The sequence below is a fragment of the Corynebacterium limaceinasi genome, from assembly GCF_046717465.1.
Taxonomy (GTDB): Bacteria; Actinomycetota; Actinomycetes; order Mycobacteriales; family Mycobacteriaceae; genus Corynebacterium.
The window spans coordinates 1218755-1243169 of sequence record NZ_CP177100.1 but is presented as its reverse complement, the minus strand read 5'-3'; the positions used below and the strand labels follow the sequence as shown (position 1 = coordinate 1243169).

22 protein-coding genes are annotated in these 24415 nt (G+C 58.8%); 3 read left to right on the top strand and 19 right to left on the bottom strand.

Annotated elements, in window-relative coordinates:
* Positions 1-16: 16 nt before the first annotated feature.
* The 17 genes from argH to uvrA form a co-directional block, all read right to left on the bottom strand.
* A complete protein-coding gene (gene argH / locus ACLI1Q_RS06105) occupies positions 17-1456 on the bottom strand; it encodes an argininosuccinate lyase (protein WP_284772190.1) in 1440 nt (479 codons plus the stop codon).
* Between the two features lie 6 nt (positions 1457-1462).
* The gene (locus tag ACLI1Q_RS06100; RefSeq protein WP_284772191.1) at positions 1463-2683 is read right to left on the bottom strand and encodes an argininosuccinate synthase; all 1221 of its coding nucleotides are present in this window, start codon (positions 2681-2683) and stop codon (positions 1463-1465) included.
* A gap of 78 nt (positions 2684-2761) precedes the next feature.
* Positions 2762-3244: an arginine repressor gene (locus tag ACLI1Q_RS06095; protein WP_005282729.1), complete on the bottom strand. Its 483-nt coding sequence runs from the start codon at positions 3242-3244 to the stop codon at positions 2762-2764.
* Positions 3245-3247: 3 nt separating this feature from the next.
* On the bottom strand, positions 3248-4168 hold the full coding sequence (gene argF / locus ACLI1Q_RS06090; protein WP_284772192.1) for an ornithine carbamoyltransferase: 921 nt from the start codon (positions 4166-4168) through the stop codon (positions 3248-3250).
* Complete coding sequence (locus tag ACLI1Q_RS06085) at positions 4165-5343, bottom strand: acetylornithine transaminase (protein WP_284772193.1); 1179 nt, start codon at positions 5341-5343, stop codon at positions 4165-4167. The genes argF and ACLI1Q_RS06085 overlap by 4 nt, the downstream gene beginning before the upstream one ends.
* Positions 5340-6275 (bottom strand): acetylglutamate kinase, encoded by a 936-nt coding sequence (gene argB / locus ACLI1Q_RS06080; protein WP_284772194.1) that lies wholly within the window; start codon positions 6273-6275, stop codon positions 5340-5342. The genes ACLI1Q_RS06085 and argB overlap by 4 nt, the downstream gene beginning before the upstream one ends.
* An 8-nt stretch (positions 6276-6283) precedes the next feature.
* Positions 6284-7453, bottom strand: a complete 1170-nt coding sequence (gene argJ, locus ACLI1Q_RS06075) for a bifunctional glutamate N-acetyltransferase/amino-acid acetyltransferase ArgJ (RefSeq protein WP_284849750.1) — start codon at positions 7451-7453, stop codon at positions 6284-6286.
* Positions 7454-7481: 28 nt separating this feature from the next.
* A complete protein-coding gene (argC, locus tag ACLI1Q_RS06070; RefSeq protein WP_284772196.1) occupies positions 7482-8525 on the bottom strand; it encodes an N-acetyl-gamma-glutamyl-phosphate reductase in 1044 nt (347 codons plus the stop codon).
* A gap of 202 nt (positions 8526-8727) precedes the next feature.
* Positions 8728-11244 carry a phenylalanine--tRNA ligase subunit beta gene (gene pheT, locus ACLI1Q_RS06065; RefSeq protein WP_411697141.1) on the bottom strand — a complete coding sequence of 839 codons (2517 nt, stop codon included), beginning with the start codon at positions 11242-11244 and terminating at the stop codon, positions 8728-8730.
* 23 nt (positions 11245-11267) lie between these two features.
* Positions 11268-12314, bottom strand: a complete 1047-nt coding sequence (pheS, locus tag ACLI1Q_RS06060; RefSeq protein ID WP_239269862.1) for a phenylalanine--tRNA ligase subunit alpha — start codon at positions 12312-12314, stop codon at positions 11268-11270.
* A gap of 120 nt (positions 12315-12434) precedes the next feature.
* Positions 12435-13241 (bottom strand): TrmH family RNA methyltransferase, encoded by an 807-nt coding sequence (locus ACLI1Q_RS06055; RefSeq protein WP_239269863.1) that lies wholly within the window; start codon positions 13239-13241, stop codon positions 12435-12437.
* A 93-nt stretch (positions 13242-13334) separates the two neighbouring features.
* Positions 13335-13745, bottom strand: a complete 411-nt coding sequence (locus ACLI1Q_RS06050) for a TM2 domain-containing protein (RefSeq protein WP_239275777.1) — start codon at positions 13743-13745, stop codon at positions 13335-13337.
* 163 nt (positions 13746-13908) lie between these two features.
* Positions 13909-14292, bottom strand: coding sequence for a 50S ribosomal protein L20 (rplT, locus tag ACLI1Q_RS06045; RefSeq protein ID WP_023017886.1), 384 nt, complete (start codon positions 14290-14292; stop codon positions 13909-13911).
* Between the two features lie 56 nt (positions 14293-14348).
* Positions 14349-14543 (bottom strand): 50S ribosomal protein L35, encoded by a 195-nt coding sequence (rpmI, locus tag ACLI1Q_RS06040; protein ID WP_239269865.1) that lies wholly within the window; start codon positions 14541-14543, stop codon positions 14349-14351.
* Positions 14544-14578: 35 nt separating this feature from the next.
* Positions 14579-15100, bottom strand: coding sequence for a translation initiation factor IF-3 (infC, locus tag ACLI1Q_RS06035; protein ID WP_081443661.1), 522 nt, complete (start codon positions 15098-15100; stop codon positions 14579-14581).
* 270 nt (positions 15101-15370) lie between these two features.
* Complete coding sequence (locus ACLI1Q_RS06030) at positions 15371-16207, bottom strand: hypothetical protein (RefSeq protein WP_239269866.1); 837 nt, start codon at positions 16205-16207, stop codon at positions 15371-15373.
* A gap of 84 nt (positions 16208-16291) precedes the next feature.
* On the bottom strand, positions 16292-19132 hold the full coding sequence (uvrA, locus tag ACLI1Q_RS06025) for an excinuclease ABC subunit UvrA (protein WP_239269867.1): 2841 nt from the start codon (positions 19130-19132) through the stop codon (positions 16292-16294).
* 64 nt (positions 19133-19196) lie between these two features.
* Between uvrA and ACLI1Q_RS06020 the strand changes: the two genes are divergently transcribed.
* The 3 genes from ACLI1Q_RS06020 to ACLI1Q_RS06010 all read left to right on the top strand — a co-directional run bounded on the left by ACLI1Q_RS06020 (position 19197) and on the right by ACLI1Q_RS06010 (position 23295).
* Positions 19197-19799 carry an MBL fold metallo-hydrolase gene (locus ACLI1Q_RS06020; protein WP_239269868.1) on the top strand — a complete coding sequence of 201 codons (603 nt, stop codon included), beginning with the start codon at positions 19197-19199 and terminating at the stop codon, positions 19797-19799.
* A gap of 77 nt (positions 19800-19876) precedes the next feature.
* Positions 19877-20893, top strand: coding sequence for a DoxX family protein (locus ACLI1Q_RS06015; protein WP_239269869.1), 1017 nt, complete (start codon positions 19877-19879; stop codon positions 20891-20893).
* A gap of 143 nt (positions 20894-21036) precedes the next feature.
* The gene (locus tag ACLI1Q_RS06010) at positions 21037-23295 is read left to right on the top strand and encodes a HelD family protein (protein WP_239269870.1); all 2259 of its coding nucleotides are present in this window, start codon (positions 21037-21039) and stop codon (positions 23293-23295) included.
* Between the two features lie 89 nt (positions 23296-23384).
* Here the strand turns inward: ACLI1Q_RS06010 and ACLI1Q_RS06005 are convergent, their stop codons facing one another.
* Positions 23385-23825, bottom strand: coding sequence for a universal stress protein (locus ACLI1Q_RS06005; RefSeq protein ID WP_005282685.1), 441 nt, complete (start codon positions 23823-23825; stop codon positions 23385-23387).
* Positions 23826-23908: 83 nt separating this feature from the next.
* Positions 23909-24361 carry a universal stress protein gene (locus ACLI1Q_RS06000; protein ID WP_239269871.1) on the bottom strand — a complete coding sequence of 151 codons (453 nt, stop codon included), beginning with the start codon at positions 24359-24361 and terminating at the stop codon, positions 23909-23911.
* Between the last annotated feature and the right edge of the window lie 54 nt (positions 24362-24415).

Below are 24415 nucleotides of genomic sequence, written 5' to 3'. Positions count from 1 at the left end.
CCTATCGGTCGCCCTTCTAGTTCTGCGTGCGCACCGGTTCGGTAGCCCACTTGCGCGCTGCGGCGGCATGTTCGCGGACGGTTTCGCGCTGTTCAGCAACGCGGACCCCGGCGGTTCCGCCCTTAGTTGTGCGGGAAGCGACCGCACCGTCAATGGTGAGGACCTCACGCACCTCTGGGGTCAGCCGCTTGTCGACGCCCATGAGTTCCTCATCAGTGAGATCCACCAGGTCCACTCCCCGCTCTTCGGCGATGCGTACGCACGCGCCGGAAGCTTCGTGTGCTTCGCGGAAGGGCACGCCTTGGCGCACCATCCACTCGGCCAAGTCGGTGGCCAAGGTGAATCCGCGTGGCGCCAACTCGCGCATCCTGTCTTCATTAAAGGACAAGGTGGACACGAGCCCGGTCATCGATGGCAACAATAGGTTGAGCTGTGCCACCGAGTCCACGATGGGTTCTTTGTCCTCTTGCAGGTCGCGGTTATAAGCCAGCGGCTGTGCCTTGAGCGTGGACAACAACCCGGTGAGATTGCCAATCAGGCGCCCAGTCTTGCCGCGGGTAAGTTCCGGGATATCCGGGTTCTTCTTCTGCGGCATGATGGATGAGCCCGTGGACCATGCATCGTCCAAGGTGACGTAGCCGTATTCCGGGGTGCACCAGTAAATGATCTCTTCTGCCAGCCGGGACATGTCAACGGCGATCTGTGCCAAGACAAAGGCCGTCTCCGAAGCGAAATCGCGAGAAGCGGTGCCATCCAAGGAGTTCTCCGCGGCTGAATCAAAGCCGAGTTCCGCGGCGATGGCCTCTGGATCGAGCTGCAGGGAGGAACCTGCGAGTGCACCCGAACCATATGGAGATACGGCTAGCCGCTTATCCAAGTCCTGCAGTCGCTGAATATCGCGCAACAGCGGCTGAGCGTGGCCCAGCAGCTCGTGCGCAAGCAAGATGGGCTGCGCGGCTTGGGAGTGCGTTTTACCCGGCATGATGGCCTCGGGGTGCGCGGCGGCTTGATCCGCTAGGGCATCGACAAGCTCGGAGACCTGCACTGCCGTATCGCGGATGGCATCGCGCACCCACATGCGAAAGAGCGTGGCGACCTGGTCATTGCGGGAACGTCCCGCGCGCAGGCGGCCGCCCACCTCGGGACCGACGATGTCGATAAGGCCGCGCTCCATGGCGCCGTGCACGTCTTCATCGGTGGGTGCTGGGACAAATTCGCCCGAAGCTACCCTCTCCCCGAGCTCGGTGAGCCCGGAAAGCATGGTGTCGAGGTTGGCATCGGAAAGCAGCCCTGCCTTGTGCAGCACCTTGGCATGCGCCTTCGAGGCAAACACGTCGTAAGGGGCAAGCACCCAGTCAAAATGGGTGGAAACCGAGAGGGCGAACATCGCCTCGGAAGGGCCGCCGGAGAATCGGCCGCCCCAGAGCGCGCCTTCGTTAGTCTTGTGTGGTTCCATCGGTGCCTATTTCTCTGCGCTGGTGGGGAAACCACCCTCGCGGTCACGCTGGTTGGAAATCTGGGTGGACAAGCCGTGCAACTGGACAAAGCCCTTTGCAGCGGTCTGGTCGAAGGCATCGCCGGTGTCGTAGGTAGCCAAATCGAAGGAGTACAGCGACTGGCCAGAGCGGCGGCCGGTCACGGTCGCGGTACCTGCGTGCAGGCTCAGGCGGATATCGCCAGTGACATTCTCCTGGGACTCCTCGATGAAGGCGTCCAGGGAGCGCTTGAGCGGCGAGTGCCACAGGCCGTCGTAGACCTCTTCGGACCACCGTGCATCCGTCAGGCGCTTGTAGCGCGCGAGCTCGCGCTCCACGGTGACATCCTCCAGCGCCTCGTGGGCCTGGATGAGCACCATGGCACCCGGTGCCTCGTAGACCTCGCGGGACTTAATGCCCACCAACCGGTCCTCTACCATGTCTAGGCGGCCGATGCCCTGGGCGCCGGCGCGGCGGTTGACCTCTTCGATGACCTGCAGCGGGGTCAGCTTCTTGCCATCGACAGCAACCGGAACACCCTTCTCAAAGGAAATGATGATCTCATCCGGAGCATTGCCCAGGCCCGGATCTTCCGTATATGCGTAGAGATCCTTTGTCGGTGGGTTCCACAGATCCTCAAGGAAGCCGGTTTCTACCGCACGGCCCCACAGGTTCTGGTCGATGGAAAATGGCGAGGCCGCCGACTGCTCAATGGGCAGGTTAATCTCTTCTGCAAAATCGATGGCCTTATCGCGAGTCCATGCATAATCGCGTGCTGGGGCCACAATCTCTAGCGATGGATCCTGGGCGCGGAAAGAAACCTCAAAGCGCACCTGGTCATTGCCCTTACCGGTACAACCGTGGGAGACGTGCGTCCCGCCGTGCTCCTGCGCGGCCTTCACGAGGTGCTTGGTAATAAGCGGGCGGGAAATGGCAGATACCAGCGGGTACTGCTTCATATACATGCCATTCGCCTTGATGGTGGGCACGCAGTATTGCTCCGCAAACTCATCTTTGGCATCGATAACGATGGACTCCACCGCGCCGCAATCGAGTGCGCGCTGGCGTACGGACTCCATGTCCTCGCCGCCCTGGCCCAAGTCAAGGGAGACGGCAACGACATCGCCGCCGGTCATTTTTGCCAGGTATGGAATGGCTACCGAGGTATCGAGGCCACCGGAATAGGCCAAGACTACGCGTGCAGACATGCTAAGACTCCTTAATTAATTGAAAACAATTCGGTTAGTTACATAATATACGATCGGTTGCGAGAATGCCACCATTTATTAAATCCTCTGCGAGGTCAGCGTCTCCGCCAATTCTGCGCCGGTAACTCCCTCGCGCGCCAGCACAAAAATGGTGTCATCACCAGCGATGCACCCCACCACGTCGTGCAGACCCACGCGGTCGATAAAGCTGGCGAGGTATTGCGCCGCGCCCGCTGGCGTGCGCAGCATTGCAATATTCATCGAGGAATCGTGAGAGACCACCAATTCATCCAACATGCGCCGCAGCTTCTCGCGCGGTCCGCCAACCTGGTCTTCGAATTGCTCCAGCTCGCCGGCGACCATATAGTACGAGCGCCCACCGTCTCGCTTGACCTTCTTCGCTCCCAGCTCATCAAGATCCCGCGACAGCGTGGCCTGCGTAATATCGATGCCTTCTGCCAACAAAAGCTCCGATAATTGCACCTGGCTCGTGACGCGATTGCGGTCCAGGATTTCCAAAATCTTTGCCTGCCGGGCAGTTCGAGTGCTCGGAGTGCTCATGACCTAGTTGTTCTCCTTATTGATATCAAGCAACCACACCAATAGTGCCTTTTGGGCGTGCAGGCGGTTTTCCGCCTCATCAAAAACCCGGGACTGCGGTCCGTCGATAACCTCTTCGGTCACCTCATTCCCACGATAGGCCGGCAGGCAGTGCAAGAAAATCGCGTCTTGCTTTGCCTTAGCCATCACGTCTTTAGAGACCTGATATGGCAAGAACGGGGTGCGCCTGTCCTGGCCATCGTTTTCCTGTCCCATAGATACCCAGGTATCCGTTATTACCACATCAGCGCCGGAAACTTCTTCCACATCATCGGTCACCGTCACATTGCCGCGCCGCCGTGCTCGCTCGACAAATTCGGGACGGGGCTGGAACCCTTCCGGCGACACGATGGAAATATCCATGCCTGCGGTAGCAAAGCCAATCATATAAGAATTGGCCATATTATTATTGCCATCCCCAAGATAGACCGCCTTGCGGCCAGCAAGATCGCCAAAGTTCTCCCGGCAGGTTAGAAGATCAGCCAGGATTTGGCAGGGATGCAGGTCATCGGAAAGCGCATTGACCAGCGGAACCGTCGATGTCTCCGCCATCTGTTCCAGGTTGTCGTGGGCATAGGTACGCCAGACGATGGCCTCCACGTAACGGGACAGGACCGCGGCCGTATCCTGGTAGGACTCGCCCTTGCCCATCTGCGTGCCCGAAGAGTCAACGGTAATGGCGCTGCCGCCCATGTGCGCGATTCCAGTTTCAAAAGAAAAGCGGGTGCGCGTAGACGTCTTATCAAAAAGGACGGCTACCGTCTTTGGGCCTTCCAACGGGCGACGCGCGAACGGATCGGCCTTGAGTTTAACCGCGAGATCGAGGACTTCTTTTTGTTCCTCTGGGCTAAGGTCATCATCGGCTAAGAAATGGCGCAAGCTCATACTAATTCCTCCACAACGGTGCGTAGCTTTTCCAAGGCAGTATCGATTTCCTGCTGGGAAATGACCAGTGGCGGGGTAAGGCGCAGGATCTTCTCGCTCGGGGCATTGAGGATAATCCCCTGCTCAAATCCACGCTTGACGGCCTCGCGAGCCACCGGTGCATTTAATACAACACCTAGCATAAGACCGCGGCCGCGCACATTGCTGACCCCGGAAATCTTTTTGACTTGCTGCGTTAAATACTCGCCCTTTGCGGAGACATCATTCAAAAACTTCTCATCGAGGGCATCGAGTACAACATTGGCCGCCGCACACGCCACGGGGTTTCCGCCAAAGGTGGTCCCATGGGAACCTGGCTGGAATAAGTCCTTGGCGCGACCGCGGGTGATGGTGGCGCCGATGGGCAATCCGGCACCCAACCCCTTGGCCATGGTGATGACATCGGGGGAAATATCTTCGAGCTCGTGGGCAAAGAATTGCCCCGTGCGCCCAGCTCCGGCCTGAACCTCATCGACGATGAGCAAAATACCGTGTTCATCGCATAAATCAGAAACGGCGCGCATAAAACCGGCGGGAGCTGGGATGACCCCGGTCTCGCCCTGAATTGGCTCGAAGATTATGGCGGCGGTATCCGCGGCATCTTGCTCCACCAACTGGCGCAGGTAGTCGATATCGCCGTAGGGGTAAAATTCCACGCCACTAGGCAGTGGGCGGAATGCCTTTTGTTTATCGGGCTGCCCAGTCATGGCCAAAGAGCCCATCGTGCGGCCGTGAAAACCATGGTGTGCAGCAAGGATGCGCCGCTTACCGGTCAGCCGTGCGAGTTTGAATGCCGCCTCGTTTGCCTCCGATCCGGAGTTGCAGAAAAATACGCGCGCCTCGCTATCGCCCACCCGTTCAATCAGCTTTGCCCCGGCGTCTAGCACGGGTTGGGTGGCAAAAAGATTGGAGGTATGCACAAGGGCGCGGCTTTGCTTGGCAACAGCATCTGCTACCTCCGCATTGCCATAACCCAAGGAAGTAACGGCGATACCCGCCAGCAGGTCAATGTAGGTTTTCCCGTTTTCATCAGTAAGGGTGGCGCCCTCCCCGGACACCAAGCCTAGCGGTGGCTGGCCATAGGTATTGGCCAGCGTTTCTGACCACCGGCCGGTTAGTGTTTCTTGCATGCTCATGCGATATCGTCCTTCCTAAACACTGTGCCTTCGGGATAATCATGTTTTTCGTAATCATCGGGCAGGACCATCGTTCCAATGCCGCCCGGGGTTAAAAGCTCAAGGAGCACGGAATGGCCTATTCGTCCATCGATGACGTGCGCCGCGGAAACCCCGCCCTGCACGGCGTTGAGGCAGGATTCCATCTTGGGAATCATGCCGGAGCTCAGGCCGGGAAGCAGTCCGGTAAGTTCATCGCTTTCGATTTTGGACACTAGGGAATCTTTATTTGGCCAGTCGGTATAAAGGCCTTCCACGTTGGTCAAAATGACCAGGCGTTCTGCTCCCAGTGCACTCGCTAGCGCACCCGCGGCGCTATCGGCGTTGATGTTATACACCTCGCCATCAGATCCTGGCGCGATGGTAGAGACCACCGGGATGCGGCCGGCCTCGATGATGTCATTGACGGCTGCCGGGTTGACCTCCACGATATCGCCCACCATGCCGATATCGGTTGCCTCTCCTTCTACGTCCACAAAGCGCTTGGTGGCGCGGAAGAGACCTGCGTCTTCACCGCTTGTGCCCACGGCGTATGGCCCGTGCGAGTTGATGAGGTTCACCAGTCCGCGGCCGACTTGACCAAAAAGGACCATGCGCACCACGTCCATGATTTCGGGTGAGGTGACGCGGAAACCGCCCTTAAATTCTCCTTCTATGCCGAGCTTATCCAGCATGGAATTGATCTGCGGGCCACCACCGTGGACGACGACGGGCTTTGCCCCGATGGTGCGCAGAAACACCATATCCGCCGCAAAGGCTTCCTTGAGTTCCTCATCCACCATGGCGTTGCCGCCATACTTGACGACGACGATTTTATCGCGGAAGTGCTGCAGCCATGGCAGGGCTTCAGCCAGCACCGTAGCGCGTTCCTGATTATTTAATCCGGGAAACATTTCTCCTCCTAGGAGCTATACGCCGAGTTGATCTCAACGTAGGAGTAGGACAGGTCCGTAGTGTAGACGAACGCCGTTCCCTCACCGCCGGTGCCGAGATCCACGCGGACATCGATATCCGCCCCGCTCAAGTCCACATCGCGGGCTCCGGGCGCGCCCGTCGAGTGCACGCATACCGGCTGGTCATTGAAGTAGACGGAGATATTGTCCGGATCCATGTCCGCATCCGCCATGCCGACGGCGGCCAGTACCCTGCCCCAGTTGGGATCGGAACCGAACATGGCGCACTTGAATAAGTTATCCCGCCCCAGGGTGCGAGCGGCATTAAGCGCCTGCTCATCAGAGCCCGTGCCTTCGACGGTGATCTTTACGCGCTTTGTCACTCCCTCAGCATCGGCCTGGAGCTGATCCGCAATATCCGCGCAGACCTCAAGGATTGCCTGATCCAACTCCTCTTCGCTGGGCTGGACGCCGGAGGCCCCGGAAGACATGACGATCACGGTGTCATTGGTAGAGGTCGAACCGTCCACATCCAAGGTATTAAACGTCTGTGCGCAGGCCTTCTCCAGCGAGCTTTGCAGGACCGCTGCGTCAGCGACGGCATCGGTAGTAATGCAGACCAACATCGTGGCAAGCGACGGCGCCATCATGCCAACGCCCTTGCCCATAGCGCCCACGGACCAACCATCACCCGTATAAACAGATTCCTTAGGAACGGTATCCGTGGTCATAATCGCAGTGGCGGCGTCATTGCCGTGCTGTGGGGTCGTGCCCACGTGATTGACTACGTCCGCGATGCCCGCAAGCGCATTGTCCATAGGCAGCGGCTCGCCGATGAGCCCGGTAGAACAAATGGCAATATCCTTCACGGCGATATCCGTGCCATGGGATACGGCATCGACCATTGCGCGTGCATCGACGTCGCCTTGCGCGCCGTTGCACGCATTGGCATTGCCGGAGTTGATGACTACGGCGCGCAGCTGGCCATCCGCTACGGCCTCGCGGGAGACCTTAACGGGGGACGCCACCACGCGATTGCGCGTGAACACTGCCGCGGCGTCCGAGCGCGGGCCTTCATTGATAATCAATGCCAAGTCCGACTTGCCAGAGGGCTTGATTCCGGCCTTCACGGCGCCGGCGCTAAATCCGGCGGGCCCGGTTATTCCAGGTGTAGTCATAAAATTCTCCTCTAATTAGTGCGCAGCCCTACGGGGCGACTGCGGCTTGGGGCAATCCCAAAGTTTCTGTCCATCCCAGCGCAAGGTTCATGCATTGCACGGCGGCACCGGCAGTACCCTTGCATAAATTGTCGAGCGCCGCGGTGATGATGAGGCGGTGGGAATTGTCATCGACATGGGCTTGGATATGCACCATGTTCGTGCCCACCACGTTCTGGGTTTCCGGTTGTTGGCCTTCTGGCAGCACGAGGCAGAAAGGCTCATCTGCATAAAATTCTTCGAAGGCGGTGCGCACCTGCTGCTTGCCGATGCCCCCTTTCAGCTCCGCCGTAATCGTCGCCAGAATCCCTCGGGGCATGGGTGCGAGCACCGGGGTGAAACTCACGGATACCTGGTCGCGAGAAAATGGTTGCAGGTTTTGTACGATTTCCGGGGTATGGCGGTGGGTGCCGCCTGGTTTATAGGCCTTGACGTTTCCCATGGTCTCCGCGCCCAATTGCGCGACGGATGCCTTCTTTCCCGCTCCGGAGACGCCGGTAATAGCGATGACGGACAGGGCGGGCTCCACGAGCTCGCGGGCAATGGCGGGCAACGCCCCCAAGGTAATGGCCGTGGGGAAACAACCAGGCACGGCGACCCGGTTTGTACCTTTAAGGTTCGACCTATTGCCCGGGATTTCCGGGATACCGTACGGCCACTGCCCCGCATAGTCCCCGCCGTAGTAGGCTGCCCAATCGCTCTCCTCGCGCAGCCGAAAGTCGGCGGCGCAATCGATGATGGTGACCTCATCGCCTAATTGCTCCGCGAGCCGCGCCGAGTGCCCGTGCGGCAAGCCCAAGAAGACGACGTCGTGTCCGGCTAACTCTTCGGGCGTGGTGTCAGCAATGACGCGATCTGCCAGCTGCGGCAGATGCGGCATGATTTCTGCGACGCGCTGGCCCACTTGGGAATTTCCCGTCAAGGAACCGATGCGCAGGTCACCGGAGTGATAGGCAGGGTGGGATAGCAGCAGGCGCAGTGTCTCACCGCCGGCGTATCCTGTGGCCCCTGCCACTGCGACTGAAATCGTCATACGAGGAACTATAGCAAGAAATACGTTCCGCTGTATGTTATTCAGTGAATTGGGTTACTTTCCCCAGTTCAGGCGGCATGAAAATAATTAACATGTTGCATGAAAACGCAAAACGGCGAAGACCCAAGACCCGAGTGGTTTATGTTCCACCAAAGTCTGGTTCTTCGCCGTTTAATGCAAAAGGCTGGGCTTCTGGCCCGTCCTATGCTCGCATTTCTGCGCCGAATCGCTGCTTGGCCAATTCGGCGGCCGTCGTGCGGTGCTCGTTGACTTCCTCATCGGTCAAGGTACGGTCCGCAGCGCGGAATTGCAGCTGGAAGGCCAAGGACTTCTTGCCCTCACCCAATTGCTCACCGCGGAAGATATCAAACAAGTCGACCGACTCGATGAGGTCTCCCGCACCCTCTTCCACCGTGGCGCGCACCTTTTCCGCTGGGATATCCTCATCCACTACCAACGCGATGTCCTGGTGCAAGGCTGGGAATGCCGACAGTACCGGCGCTGGGAAGCGCTCGGTCCGCGGCAGCGCGGTGATATCAAGCTCCATCGCGCACGTGCGCGGTGGCAGGTTGAGGGCCTCAAGCACCTGCGGGTGCAATTCGCCGGCATAGCCCACGATGTCATCGGCTCCTGCCACCTTGATGGCGGCGCACCGGCCTGGGTGCCACGGCAGGTGGTCCGCGGCTTCGACCTCGATATCCAGGCCAGCGGCGCGGGCCACCAAACGCGCGGATTCAATCGCGTCCGCGTAAGTGTAATCGCGGCCTTCGCCCCACGGCCCCTCGTGCTCCATCTTGCCGGTTGCAACGGTTGCCACGTGCAAGGGCTGTTCAGGAAGCGTGCGCAGGAGTTCTTCTACCACTTCATCGCCAGGACGCTGCGCAACAGACGGCATGGGCGAAGATTCTGCGCGCTTGAAGGCTACTTGCTGCAGGCCATAGAGGGCTAGATCCTTGCGTCCGCGAGCTACGTTGCGACCCAAAGCCTCAAGCGTTGCGGGGAGCAAGGTCGTGGCCAAGATGGCCTTGTCAGATTCCAAGGGGTTCTGCACGGCGACGGTATTGCGGCGAGCATCGTCAGCCGCAAGGCCCCACAAATCAAAGGTGTCGTTTGCGATAAACGGCGTGGGCAAAACCTCTGCATAGCCCGCATAAGCCAAACCGTGGCCAATGGCGCGGCGGCGCTTTTGCGTTGGGGTCAAACCGCGACCGCCAGCCGGCGTGGGCAGAACGGTGGGGATATCCTCTAGGCCTTCCAGGCGCAGGACCTCCTCAATGAGGTCAACGTCCATGGAAATATCGGTACGCCACGTCGCGGGCGTAACCTGCAGAACCGAATCCGATCCTTCCTCGACCGTGCAGCCCACCTCTTTAAGGCGGGAGATAACGGTCTCGCGGGAGTATTCGACGCCGGCGTATTCGCTCGGTTTTTCGGCACGCAAGCGAATGGCTTGGGGCTCGGCTATCTCTCCGACGAGGGTACGCCCCTTTTCGACCGTTCCGCCCGCAATGGAGTGCAATAGCGCGCACGCAATATCAAGGGCCACCTCAACGAGGGCAGGATCGACGCCGCGCTCAAATCGGCGGGATGCCTCAGAGGACAGCTTGTGGCGGCGAGAGGTACGGGCCACGGTAATGGGATCCCAGATAGCGGATTCGAAGTAGACATCCGTGGTCTGATCAGAAATCTCTGAGTGCGTGCCGCCCATAACACCGGCTAACGATTGGATGCCGTTGTCATCACAGATGACCACGTCTTCACCAGAGAGCTCGCGCGTGACGTGATCGAGGGTCTCAAACTTCTCGCCCTCTTGTGCATTGCGCACCGTGAGATCGCCCGCGATTTCATTGGCATCAAAGGCATGCATCGGGGTGCCCAAAAGCAACATGACGTAGTTGGTCACGTCCGTTGCCACATTGACGCTGCGTTGGCCGCACAGCATGAGTTCGCGCTCCATCCAAAATGGCGTGCGCGCCTGCGGATCGATGCCGCTTACCTTGCGCACGCCAAATCGCTGCGCCTTTGTCTCCTCGCGTAGATCGATGTTGATAAGCGAGCCTTCTGCCTCTGGCACCGCAGAGGTATCGATTCCGGCCACCGCTGGATCATCGGCGACGTCCTTAAACTGCAGATCGAAGGAAGAGGCGATTTCGCGGCTGAGACCACGGGCGGATAGCGCGTATCCGCGGTCTGGGGTGATGTTGACGTCAAAGTCGGTATCGGACAGGCCGATAGCTGGGCGAGCATCTTCGCCAACCATATCCGCGACTTCCTCACCCAGGACGATGATGCCGTTTGCCTGCGTGCCAAGGCCCAGCTCAGCAGCGGAGCACATCATGCCATTGGAGATGTGATCGTAGGTTTCGCGCGCCGCGATTTTGAACCCACCAGGCAGCTCTGCGCCGGGCAGGGAGACTACGACGTAATCGTGCAAGCGGAAGTTACGCGCACCGCAGATAATGCCCTGCAATTCACCGGTGCCATTTGCCTGGCCAACGTTGACCTGGCAGTACCGGATGGGCTTTTTGAACTGCGTGAGCTCTTCGATTTCTACGACCTGGCCAATAACCAATGGGCCAGTAGTCTCGGGGATCGGCTCATATCCTTCGGTTTCAAAGCCCACGCGGACGAAACCGGAGTCCATATCTGCAGCGGACACGCTCCAATTCGGATTGGAGGCGCCAAGGATACGGGTAACCCAGTCTTGGGAAATAAGCATGATGTATCTATCCTTTCTGGGTTTTAAGCCTGTACGCCAAAGGGCAGGGTGAAGCGGACATCGCCTTCAACCATGTCGCGCATATCGGTTAGTCCATTGCGGAATTGCAGGGTGCGCTCAAGGCCCATGCCGAACGCGAAGCCCGTGTACTCTTCCGGGTCAACGCCTACCGCGCGCAGCACGTTGGGGTTGACCATTCCGCAACCGCCCCATTCAATCCAGCCGGCGCCGCCCTTTTTATTGGGGAACCAGACGTCCACCTCGGCGGAAGGCTCCGTGAACGGGAAGTAATTCACGCGCATGCGCGTCGTGGTTTCGGAACCGAAGAGCACCTTGGCTAGGTGCTCGAGCGTTCCGCGCAGGTGAGCCATGGTAAGTCCCTTATCCACGGCAAGGCCCTCCATCTGGTGGAAGACCGGGGTGTGGGTGGCGTCCAGTTCGTCCGTACGGAAAACGCGCCCTGGGCAGGCGATGTACAAGGGCACATCGCGCTCGAGCATCGTGCGCACCTGCACAGGCGAGGTGTGCGTGCGCAGGACCTGCTTGGAGCCTTCCTTGCCCACGTGGAACGTATCCTGCAGGGTGCGCGCTGGGTGATCCGGCTTAAAGTTCAGGGCATCGAAGTTAAAGTACTCGGCCTCAATCTCTGGGCCATCGGCGATTTCCCATCCCATGCCAACGAAAATATCGGCAATGCGCTCCGATAAGGACGTAATGGGGTGCAGCGCACCCGTTTGCGCTCGGGTCGTAGGAATGGTCACATCGACGGTTTCGGCCTTGAGCTGGGCCTCGCGGGCCTGCTGCTCCAATTCCTCCTTGACCTGCGCAAACCGCTTTTCCATCTTGCCGCGGGCCATGTTGACGGCCTTACCGGCGGCTTTGCGTTGATCCTTAGGTATTTGGCCGAGGGATTGGCGGGCTTGCGGGATATACCCGTTATCGCCTAAGTGCTCGCGGCGGGCAGCGGCGAGATCCTCTAGGGTCTCTGCTGCTTCGAAGGCTGCGATAGCCTTATCGGCCGCGGCCCCGAGGGCCTGTTCGGTCAATTCGATCTGCGGTGTATCGGACACGTACTTCGTACCTTCTTCTCGCGCGAAAACTAACGCGTGCAATCTTACTCTGTCACTAGGACACGGACAGCCCCAGGGACCCCCTTTTCATTCGCTACCGCGGAGCAACGCGATTGCGGCCTAGTTCTGGTCCTGCGCCTTGGCGGATTCGTACAAGCAGATGCTGGCCGCGGTGGCAAGGTTGAGTGACTCCGCGCTCCCCCGCAGTGGGATGCGTACCCGCATATCGGCCTCTTCAAGCAGCTCGCCCAGCCCGTGAGCCTCATTGCCGAAGAGCCAGGCGGTGGGTTGGGAGAGGTCGGCATCAGCAAGCTCTACTTCCCCATCCGCGGCTGTGGCAACGATTTGCATGCCAGACTTGCGCAGCTGACCCAATACGTCCTTGATATTTGGATCGCGCGCGACAGGGACGTGGAATAAGGAGCCGGCTGAAGCGCGGACAACCTTGCTGCCTAAGGGATCCACGGTCTCGCCTGCAAAGATCACGCCATCGGCGCCCATCGCATCCGAAGTCCTAATCAACGTACCCGCGTTTCCGGGCTCAGAGGTAAGCACCGGCACCGAAATCAACTTCGGCTTCCCATTAAGAATCTTTCCCGCAGACCACAAGACGGAAGAACTGCACAAGGCAAAAATTCCCGTCGTCGTCGCGGTATCGGCCAAGTGCTTCGCGGCCTTATCTGTAATGGGGTGAACATAAACGTCCATATACCCGCAAGCCGTAACGATGTCCGCGAAGCGCTCTGCAGCCTTTTCCGTCACGAATACATCCGTCGCCGCCCCCGTGGATACTGCGGCGTCGACAGCATTTTCGCCCTCGATGATGAACTGTTTCGCCTTCTTACGGCTAGCAGCCCGGTGCAATTTCGCCGCGTTGACGATGCGCGGAGTGCGTTCAGTAAAGGCCGAGTCAAAGTCTAAATTCATAGGCCCTACCCTACCTTGGGCACGTTTGCGCACGTTCCGAACCTTAGGTATAACAAAGCCCTGCCAGAAATCCGGCAGGCCATGGGAAAAGTATTATTTCTTTAGCGGAACTCCGCGTGCGTCTTTGTCGTAATCGCCCACGCCAAGGAGAATCATGAAGAACTCAATAAACACCCAGATTCCTAGAACGGTCCAGAAAAGGAAGCCCAACAGGAACCAGAAGGTAAACCAGCCGAGGATATTCAGCGACAACTGCACGATGGCATAAGTTGTACGGCCAGTGTAGAAGTTATGCGCTCCAACACTGCCCAAGAAGAAGCACAGAAGCAACGCAGCTACCCAGGACTTTTGGTTACCAGTCGCCGCATATTGTTGCTGAGGATAGCCCTGCTGCGGATAGCCACCAGAGTGGAATTCCTGGGAGTAATACGGCCGATCCTGGCCGGAAAATTGACTAGAACCAGGGTTGCCTTCTGGTTGCTCGCAGTTATATGGGCTCGTCATGCCGCGCCGGTCTTCTTGCAAATGCTGGTTTTATCGACTCATCAATTTAGCACATACAGCGAACAGATTATTAGCAGGCTTGAGACAGTGAGATAGAACAAAACCCACCCCTCACCGCGTCGAGCGGCGTGGAGTGGGCGAGCAGCTATGTAGCTGGAAAGGCTTACGCAGCCTTTGGTGCGTTGACGTCCTCAGGCAGGGCGGCCTTAGCGGTCTCGCACAGTGCGGAGAAAGCCTCGAAGTCGTTGACGGCAAGCTCGGCGAGGATCTTGCGGTCTACCTCGATCTCGGCCAAGCGCAGCCCGTGGATGAGGCGGTTGTAGGTGATGTCATTCATGCGGGCAGCAGCGTTGATGCGCTGGATCCACAGCTTGCGGAACTCGGACTTACGCGCGCGGCGGTCGCGGTAAGCGTAAGTCATAGAGTGCAGCCACTGCTCCTTAGCCTTACGGTACAGGCGGGAACGCTGACCGCGGTAACCCTTGGCGGACTTCAGGATCGCGCGACGCTTCTTCTTTGCGTTAACTGAGCGCTTTACTCGTGCCACAGTAATACTTCCTTAAATTCTGGTTGAGATGGTGGATGTGGGTTGATTGGGCGCTATTAAGCGCGACCGAGCAGGCGCTTGACGCGCTTGGTGTCTGGCTGGGAGACGGACTCGGTGCCCTTGAGGCGACGGGTACGCTTGGAAGGCTTGCCCTCCAGCAAGTGGCGGCGGTTTGCCTGCTCGCGGCGCAGCTTGCCGGAACCGGTCACCTTGATGCGCTTTGCGGTGCCCTTGTGGGTCTTCTGCTTCATGAGTATAAGTCCTTAAATCCTACGTGGAATATGGTTTACTTTTTGCCCTTACGAACCGGACCCAAAACCATGGTCATGTTGCGACCATCCTGCTTGGGGCGGGACTCAACTACGCCAACCTCAGCGACGTCATCGGCCAACCGCTCCAAAAGCCGGAAACCTAGCTCCGGTCGCGATTGCTCGCGGCCGCGGAACATGATGGTCACCTTAACCTTGGATCCCTTTTCCAGGAAGCGAACTACGTTACTCTTCTTGGTCTCATAATCGTGATCGTCGATCTTCGGACGGAACTTCTGTTCCTTCACCACGGTCTGCTGCTGGTTCTTACGAGATTCGCGAGCCTTTTGGGCCTGCTCATACTTGAACTTGCCGTAGTCCATGATTTTGGCAACTGGGGGCTTAGCCTTTGGAGCAACCTCGACCAAATCCAGGTCAGCTTCATAGGCAAGCTTGCGGGCATCATCGGTGCGGACGATACCCACCTGTTCACCACCGGGGCCGACAAGACGGACCTCGGGTACTCGGATACGCTCATTAATGCGAGCTTCAGCGCTGATTGTGGTTCTCCTCGATTAGGGGTTTTGGGTAATGAGTTCACCTACCGTGGACCACAAACGAATCTAACCCGGTCTGCCAAAGGCAGCCGGGAGATCTCACAGAGCCAGACGTAAATGTCTGGTTACCTTTACCGTTATCCAACGAACCTGAAGTTCGCGGCATCGGGTGGGAGAATCTCCGCTTGTGACCCAGGTTCCTAGAAAAGGTACCTTGGGCGGTAGTGGATACGACACTAGCAGCCGCTACCATTTAAGGCAAACCGCAGAATACTAGGCATCCTCGCAGGTGGAATCGGGCTCTAGTTTTTCATCCGCAATGGCTTTATCAATGGACTTGAGGACATCATCGGCAAGGTCATCGATCGCGGCGGAGCCATTTTCATAATCCTCGCCCTCGACGATGACGCTCAAGGCCACGCCTACCCTTTTACCGTCCTTTTCATGGACACCGAATTGCCGGAAGGTGTAGTCATCGCTATTTTCATCGAGCCCCCACCCGCTTTTTGCCCGGGTGCTTGTGTGTTTGGAGAGGCCAACGTTTTGCCATTCCACGATGTCATTTAATACCTCATGGACATATTCGGCTTCTTTGATGCAGGGCAATTGCGCCCCGAAATTTGCTTGCTCCTGCAATGGCCAGATGGAGTACCCAAAAGCATCGTCCTCAATGGAGGCATTCGAGCCGTGCTCGCGCAAGAGCTTTTCCACCGCCTCCGAGGCCACACCTTCTTCCCACTGCACTTGCGACCACAATGCGTAGGCGGCATCATTATCGGATTCCTTGATGGCCAAATCCACCAAGGATGGATCGGCGCCGTCCTGCAGGGCCGTAATCGCGATGGGCACTTTGATGGTGGACCATGCTGGGCCTTCGCCTTTGTCGCCCGCAGAAATTTTTTCTTCGCCGACGGAGATGGCCACGCCGACCTTAGCGTCATAGTCCTTGGACACTGCCGCAATGGCGCGGTCTAGATCTTTGGCGATTGCGGCATCGGCATTATCGCTAGCGCTTGCCGATGCCCCTTCCCCCGCCGTATCCGGCGCCTGTTCCGGCGACGAGCACGCCGCCACGGCAGCAAGCGATACCGTCGCCAGTATCGCTCCCATTCTCCGCCGCAGATTCATTCCTCACAGACTAGCCCATCTTTTAGAAAGGGGACAATTTTTCACAGAAACTATCGACTTTAGTTTTTAAGGAAGCAGTTCCTTGAGGTAGCCGCCGGTATAGGAGCCTTCCACTTGTGCAACCTTTTCCGGCGTACCCTGCGCAACCACGGTGCCGCCGCCGGCACCGCCTTCAGGGCCCATATCCACAATCCAGTCCGCTGCCTTGATGACATCGAGGTTGTGCTCAATGATGAGCACGGAATTGCCCTTATCTACCAAGCCTTGAATCACCAGCATCAACCGGCGAATATCCTCAAAGTGCAGACCGGTCGTCGGCTCATCCAAGATATAGATGGTGCGGCCATTGGTGCGCTTTTGCAGCTCCGAGGCGAGCTTCACGCGCTGAGCCTCACCGCCGGACAACGTGGTGGCGGCTTGGCCGAGGCGGACGTAGCCCAGGCCGACATCGACAAGCGTGGCCAAGTAGCGGTGGATGGAGGTAATGGGCTCGAAAAAGTCCGCGGCTTCAGAAATCGGCATGTCCAGCACTTCCGCGATGTTTTTGCCCTTGTAGTGGACCTCCAGGGTCTCGCGGTTATAGCGCGCGCCCTCGCAGACCTCACACGGGACATAAACATCCGGCAAGAAGTTCATCTCAATCTTGATGGTGCCATCGCCCTGGCAAGCCTCGCAGCGCCCGCCTTTGACGTTGAAGGAAAAGCGGCCGGCCTTGTAACCGCGCACCTTTGCTTCTTGGGTCTCCGCAAAAAGGTTGCGAATCTTATCAAAGACGCCGGTGTAGGTCGCCGGGTTGGAACGCGGGGTGCGGCCAATCGGGCTCTGATCCACCTGCACCAATTTATCCAGGTGCTCAATGCCCTCCACGCGCTTGGCGCGCCCAGGAACCTGCCGGGCGCGGTTCAAGTTATTGGCCAAGGTCTTGGCGAGGATTTCATTGACCACGGTGGACTTGCCGGAGCCGGATACGCCGGTAATGCACACCAGAACGCCGAGCGGAATCTCAACGTTGATTCCCTTGAGGTTATTTTCCCGGGCACCAACCACCTTCAGGGTGCGGTCCTTATCGATCTCGCGGCGGTGATCCGGAACGGCCAGGACCTTGGAACCGGATAGGTACTGCCCCGTTAGAGACTCCTTTACCTTCTCCACGCCGGCGGGCTCGCCTTGGTAGACCACTTCGCCGCCGTATTCGCCGGCGCGCGGGCCCACATCCACGAGCCAATCGGACGAGCGAATGGTGTCTTCATCGTGTTCGACCACGATGAGCGTATTGCCGATATCGCGCAGACGCTGCAAGGTCGAAATCAGGCGGTGATTATCGCGCTGGTGCAAACCGATGGACGGCTCGTCCAACACGTAGAGCACACCGGCAAGCCCGGATCCAATCTGCGTGGCCAGGCGGATGCGCTGGGCCTCCCCGCCAGACAGGGTCGAGGCGCCGCGGTCCAGGGTGAGGTAGTTAAGGCCCACGTCCAATAAGAAGCGCAGGCGGGCTTGGGTCTCCTTCAACACCGCCCCAGCGATGATTTCCTCGCGGTGACCCAAGACCAGCGAATCCAAAAACTCCGAGGCATCCTCGATGGACAGGGCGCTAAGCCCCGCGATGGACTGTTCGCCATGCGTGGTCGACGCCAGGCGCACGGCGAGGATTTCCGGCTTCAGGCGCGTTCCCTTACACGTGCTACACGGCACCCGGCGGGTGTATTGCAGCAGCCGATCCTTTTGGGACTGCGAATCCGTGGTATCCAATTTGCGGTGCAGGAATCCGACGGCACCCTCAAAGGGCGCGGTCCAATTGCGCTGGCGGCCATAGCGGTTCTTATAGCGCACCCGCACCTCGGTTTCGGTGCCATAAATCAACGCATCGCGCTGCTCCTTGGTCAGCTCGCTGACAGGGGTCTGCGGGTCAAAGCCCAGGGCCTTGCCCAAACCTTCCACGAGTTTGACGAAGTACCGGGAATTCGGGCTGGAATGCCACGGCTGCACGGCATCGACAGCCGGGGCATCCGGATCCGGGATGAGCAGGTCTACATCCACTTCGAGCTTCGTGCCCAAGCCATCGCAGACCGGGCAGGAGCCAAAGGGCGCGTTAAAGGAAAACGCGCGTGGCTCGTACTCCTCGATGGTGAGGGTATGGCCGTTGGGGCAGGCCGCCTTCTCGGAATAGGTATGCGTGAGTTCCTCTTTATCAACAAACTCGATGGTGACGAGGCCATCGGCAAGCCGCAAAGCCGTTTCCACGGAATCGGTGAGGCGCTGCTTCTGCGATGCCTTGACCTGCAGCCGGTCCACCACCACCTCGATGGTGTGTTTGACCTGCTTCTTTAGCTTCGGCGGATCGCTTAATTGGTGGGTCTCACCATCCACGCGCACGCGGGAGTAGCCCTGCGCCGAAAGGTCCTGGAAGAGGTCGACAAACTCACCCTTGCGCTTGCGGGCCACCGGGGCAAGCACCTGGAACTTCAGCTTTTCTTCCTGCTCCAGGACGGCATCAACGATCTGCTGCGGCGTCTGGCGCTCGATGACGGCATCGCACTTGGGGCAGTGCGGGGTGCCGGCGCGCGAGAAGAGCAAGCGGAGGTAATCGTAAATTTCCGTAATCGTGCCCACGGTAGAGCGCGGGTTGTGGTTCGTAGACTTCTGATCGATGGACACCGCCGGCGACAGGCCACCGATGTATTCCACATTGGGTTTATCCATCTGGCCCAAAAACATCCGGGCATAAGAGCTCAACGATTCCACGTAGCGGCGTTGGCCCTCCGCGAAGATGGTATCGAAGGCCAGCGAGGACTTACCAGAGCCCGAAAGCCCAGTAAAAACCACCATTTTATCGCGCGGAATATCGATATCCACGCCCTTGAGATTGTGTTCCCGTGCGCCTCGCACAATCAATCGTTCTGCCACTGCGCTCCAGCCTCCACATCATAGATTTTAATCTCCCCTTGAATGTACCCGTAGGCTGGGACGTATGACTAACGAGCTACATCTTCACCAAATCTCCGTTTCGGAAATGGACAATAACTGCTACCTGCTTACCGCCGGCGATCAAGGCTTGCTTGTCGATGCCGCCGATAACGCCCCCGCCATCCTCAACATGGCGCGCGAGGCAGGGGTTGACATCACCGCCGTTCTTACCACGCACCGCCATTGGGATCACGTGCGGGCTCTCGACGAGGTTTTGGAGGCCACCAACGCAAAGCACTACGCCTCCTTCATTGATTCGCCGGCCATTCCGGAAGACGTAGACGTTGAGCTGCGCGAGGGCGATTCCATCGAGTTTGCCGGCATGAAATTGCCCATCATCATCCTGCGCGGCCATACCCCCGGCGGCGTGGCACTCGTGGCCACCGTTGACGGGGTCACCAACCTGTTTGTGGGAGATTCCGTATTCCCCGGTGGATTGGGTCGAACGACCTCTGAAGGCGACTTCGTGCGGCTATATAAGGACGTCACCAAGCGTGTTTTCGAGGAGTTCCCGGATAACGCCATCATCCGCCCAGGGCATGGCAAGCCCACCACCTTGGGGGAAGAACGCCCCAAGTTGGGTGATTGGTGGGAGCGCCGTTGGTGATCTAGGCGGCTATTTCAGCGTATAATGGTCAATCACACGATTGGTCTAGAACAACGAGCTAAGGAGCTTAAAGGACTATGATTCGCAAGTTTGCCCGCCCCATGCTGGCATCGGTATTTGTATGGGAAGGTGTAGACGACCTGCGCAATGCCTCGGAGCACACCAAGGAAACCGAAGGCTTCCTCAAGACCCTGCGCAAGTTCGTCCCCTCCGGTTACAAGAACCTGATTCCCAATGATCCGGAACTAGCTACCCGCGCCCTCGGCGGCGCAAAGATCGGTGCAGGTACCACCTTGGCTCTGGGCAAGGCACCCCGCACCTCCGCAGCCGTGCTGGCTGCCGCTACCCTGCCTAACTTAGTGGGCAAAAATAACTTCTGGGCCGCAGATAACAAGAAGGACAAGGAAGACCGTCGCAACGGCTTCATTACCAACACCGCCCTGCTCGGCGCGCTCTTTATCACCACCCAGGACACCGAGGGCAAGCCTTCCCTGCGCTGGCGCGCACAAAAGGCCGGTGAGCGCACCAATAAGAAGATTCAGCAGGCGCTGCCTACCAAGTCTGAGTCCCAGGAAAAGCGCGAGGAGCTTTCCGCTCGCGCCAACGAGCTGTCCAACAAGGCCGGCGACTGGTTCAATGAGACCTCCCAGAAGGCTCAGGCCTATGTGGATGACAACAAGGATGACTGGCAGTCCACCGGTCGCGGCCTCCTGGATACCGCCAAGTCCTATGTCGATGACGCCAAGGACTACGTCGATGACAACAAGGATGACTGGCAGGATTCCGGTCGCGGCTTCTTGGACAACGCGAAGTCCTTCATCGAGGACTCCGTGGATAGCGCCAAGTCCTACGTCGGCGACAACAAGCAGGACTGGCTGAAGTCCGCTGAGTCCAACGCTAAGACCGCCCGCAAGGGTGCCGTCAAGGCCGCGAACAAGGCACAAAAGCGTGCCGATGACGCCGCATCGAAGCTCGACAAGGCAGACTCCAAGCGCGCTGCTAAGAAGGCTTCTAAGCACGCAGATAAGCTGCAAAAAAAGGCTAATAAGAAGATCGAAGCCGCTATCAAGAAGATTGAAAAGCGCGCTAAGTAATTCGCCTTAACCCTCGCACACGGCCCAGCCCCTACGCTGGGCCGTTGTTCTTTGTCACGGCAAGGTCTAAACTCGAACCTCCCCTACACGGCACGCGGATGCGCGCCCACCCCATATTTTCGTGTTTCATTCTGAGGAGTCTTGTGAACTCTGCACCGAAGAATTCTCCAGCCACTCATTCTCCCGCTGACGCATCTTCATCCAGCCGCGCGGATAACGCTGGAATTTCAGCCATCGAAGCCGAGCAGAACTATGTCGATGGCCTTTTTGACCGCCTAGATGACGAGGTAGCCGCGGCAAACGCGCGCCTGAATGAGGTCCAGGCCGAGGTCGATCCGGCGACCCCCGATGCCGATGCCTTAGTGCGCCGCGAAACGGAATACCACGGCTTGCAGGCCAAATTGGACCGCCTCAACGTCGCGCAGATGGGGCTCGTCTTTGGCCGTATCGATATCGATGCTCCCGGCGATAACCCGACTGAAGAAGGACTGGACCGCCGCTATATCGGCCGCATGGGTTTGGATGCGCGCGAAGAAAACTATCGCACCCTCCTTCTGGATTGGCGCGCGCCCATGGCCCGCCCCTTTTACCTCGCCACCACCGCACAACCTGAAGGCGTACACACGCGCCGCCAGATCCGCATGTCCGGCCGCACGGTCACTGATGTCAATGATGAGGCCTTAGATGGCCCAGGCGTGCGAGAGGAAGAGGCGGGCGTGGCGAGCGAGTCCGCCCTGTACTTTGCCATGCAACGCGCCCGCACGGGACACATGACGTCCATCGTGGAAACAATCCAGCGCGAGCAGGACGAGATCATTCGGGATAATACCCGCGGCGTCATGGTCGTAGAAGGCGGCCCCGGCACCGGTAAGACTGCCGTCGCGCTGCACCGCGTTGCCTACCTGCTCTATACCCACCGCGAACTGCTATCTTCCACCGGTGTACTCATCGTTGGGCCCAATACCAATTTCTTGGACTATATTTCCCGCGTGCTGCCAGAACTCGGTGAAACCGGTGTCGTGCTCTCCACCATCGGTGGGTTATTTCCCGGCATTACTCCCACCCATACCGAGGGGCTTGTGGGCCGCGAGATTAAGGGCAGTGCGGCCATGGCGGAAATCCTGAGCGCCGCCGTCAAGGATTATCAGCAGGTGCCGAATGAGCCTCGGGACATCACCGTGGATGGCCTGACCCTGACCATCACGCCGTCCATGGTGAAGAGGGCGCGCACCCGCGCCCGCCGCTCACGCAAGCCGCATAACCAGGCGCGCGAGGCGTTCATCGAGCACTTCGTAGAGGACCTGGCCCAGGAGATGGCCACCAAGGTGGGCACGGATCCCCTGGGCGGGGAAAACCTCTTAAGCCGCGCGGATGTGGACCAATTCCACGACGATCTTGCCATTGATGAGTCCGTGGTGGGCTGCATCGATGATTTTTGGCCCGAGCTTGATCCCTCTGAGGTACTCGCCGCGTTATTGTCTTCCCGCGAACGCATTGCCTCGGCTGCCCGCGGCTACGACGAGGAAACCCAGGCCGCCTTGTACCGCGCTGATGGCTACGCCTGGACTGATTCCGATGCTGCCCTTTTGGATGAGTTGGCCGTCCTCATCGGGCTGCCCAATCCGGAGGAAAAGAAGGCGGCCAAGGACGCCGAGTGGCGCGAGCAAATCGCGGATGCAGAAGGTGCGCTGGATATCCTGTCCTCCTCCGAATCGACCGATAACGACGATGACATGTTTGAGGCGGAAATTCTTTCGGCGCACGACGTGATCGACGCAGAAACCCTGGCGCAGCGCCAGGAGGTGCGGGATACGCGCACCACCGCGCAGCGCGCCCGGGAGGATCACACGTGGGCCTTTGGCCATATCATCGTGGACGAGGCGCAGGAGCTTACCCCGATGGAATGGCGGATGCTCTTCCGCCGCTGCCCGTCCCGGTGGATGACGTTGGTTGGCGATACCTCGCAGACGGGCTCCCCTGCCGGCGTGGATGACTGGGGCGAGGCCCTGGAACCGTTCATCGCCCAGCGCTTCCGCCACCACCTCCTTACCGTCAATTACCGCACGCCCGAGCCCATTACCGAGCTTGCCAATGGCCTGTTGGCCTCCATCGATCCGGATGCCACCCCGGCCATTGCCATCCGCGATGGCGAGCCGGTGCGCCGGCTTGCCGATGCCGACTTCACCCCCGGCATTACCACCGAGGACGATGGCCGCCTGACCGCGGTCATTGATTCCACGAACGCCGAAGCAGTTAAGGGCCTCGAATTCGACCACGTTATCGTGCTTCACCCGCGCGAGATTGTCGATGCCTCCCCGCAGGGGCTGCAGAATCTGTACGTCTGCATCACCCGGGCCACGCAAACGCTGACCCTTGTAGGAGATACTGCCGGCGTGCTTTAGCCCGCTGGGATCACAAAACCCACCGCGCGAATCCAGAGGTGGACTCGCCGCGGTGGGTAAGGCGAAAGCCGGTCAGGCGAAAGCCTAGATTAATTGACGGTGTGAACAATCATGACGTCACAATCGGACTGACGCGCCACATCCGCTGGCACCGAGCCGAGCAGACGGCCGGTCAGGGAATTAATGCCGCGGTTACCAACGATGAGCAGGTCTGCATCATTGTCATTGACAATGGACATCAGGGCTTGCACCGGCGTGCCAGGGCGGACGGCGGTTTCTACCTTGGAAACACCGTGCTTTTCCGCTTCTTCCTTGCCTGCCTGCAGGTTGGCTTCGGCTTTCTCATCACCAAGAATAGTGACGGAATCCTGACGCAAGGTCTTCGAAGCCTGCTCTTGATTCTCGTAGTAAGCACAACCGATGATCAGCGTGGCATCGAATGCAGCGGCAATCTTGGCTGCTCGCTCCACGGCGAGGAGGGAGGACTTGGAACCGTCAGTACCGACAACAATCGTGCTGTAGTCGCTCATGATGACCTTTCTTTGTGGGTGTGTACCCTAACTATTCTAGTGTGCCAACTTGGCGTTACTGCAAGTCTAACAATGAAAAGTGATTAACGTTTTTCACTCGTGTTAACCACCACGACATCCACCTTGGATTTATGGGTAAGTTCCGTTGGCACCGAGCCAAAAACGCGCCCGCGCATGGAATTAACGCCGCGATTGCCCACGACTAGGAGCTCAACGTCGTATTTCTCCGTGACCTCGATTAAGGCGTTGACGGGGTCACCGGGGGTGGTGACCACCTCAATGTTTTCCGCCCCTTCGGACTCAGCAATCCGCTGCGCGTTCGTGAGGTAGGTATCGGCCATTTCTTCGCTGACCACCGGTAGCCTGGAGCCCTCACCGCTGGGGGCGCCGAGCATGGACCCAGAATGGTTATAGGCTGCGGAGACGATAATGAGCTTGGCATCGTATGCCCGCGCCATGGATGCCGCCGAGCGCACGGCGCGCAGGGAAGTTTCAGAGCCATCGGTACCGACGGCGATGGTGTGATACGAAAGCATGATTCTCCTTGCTGGTGAAGTACTAGGTCGGCACATTGAACCGGCTTTTAGTCG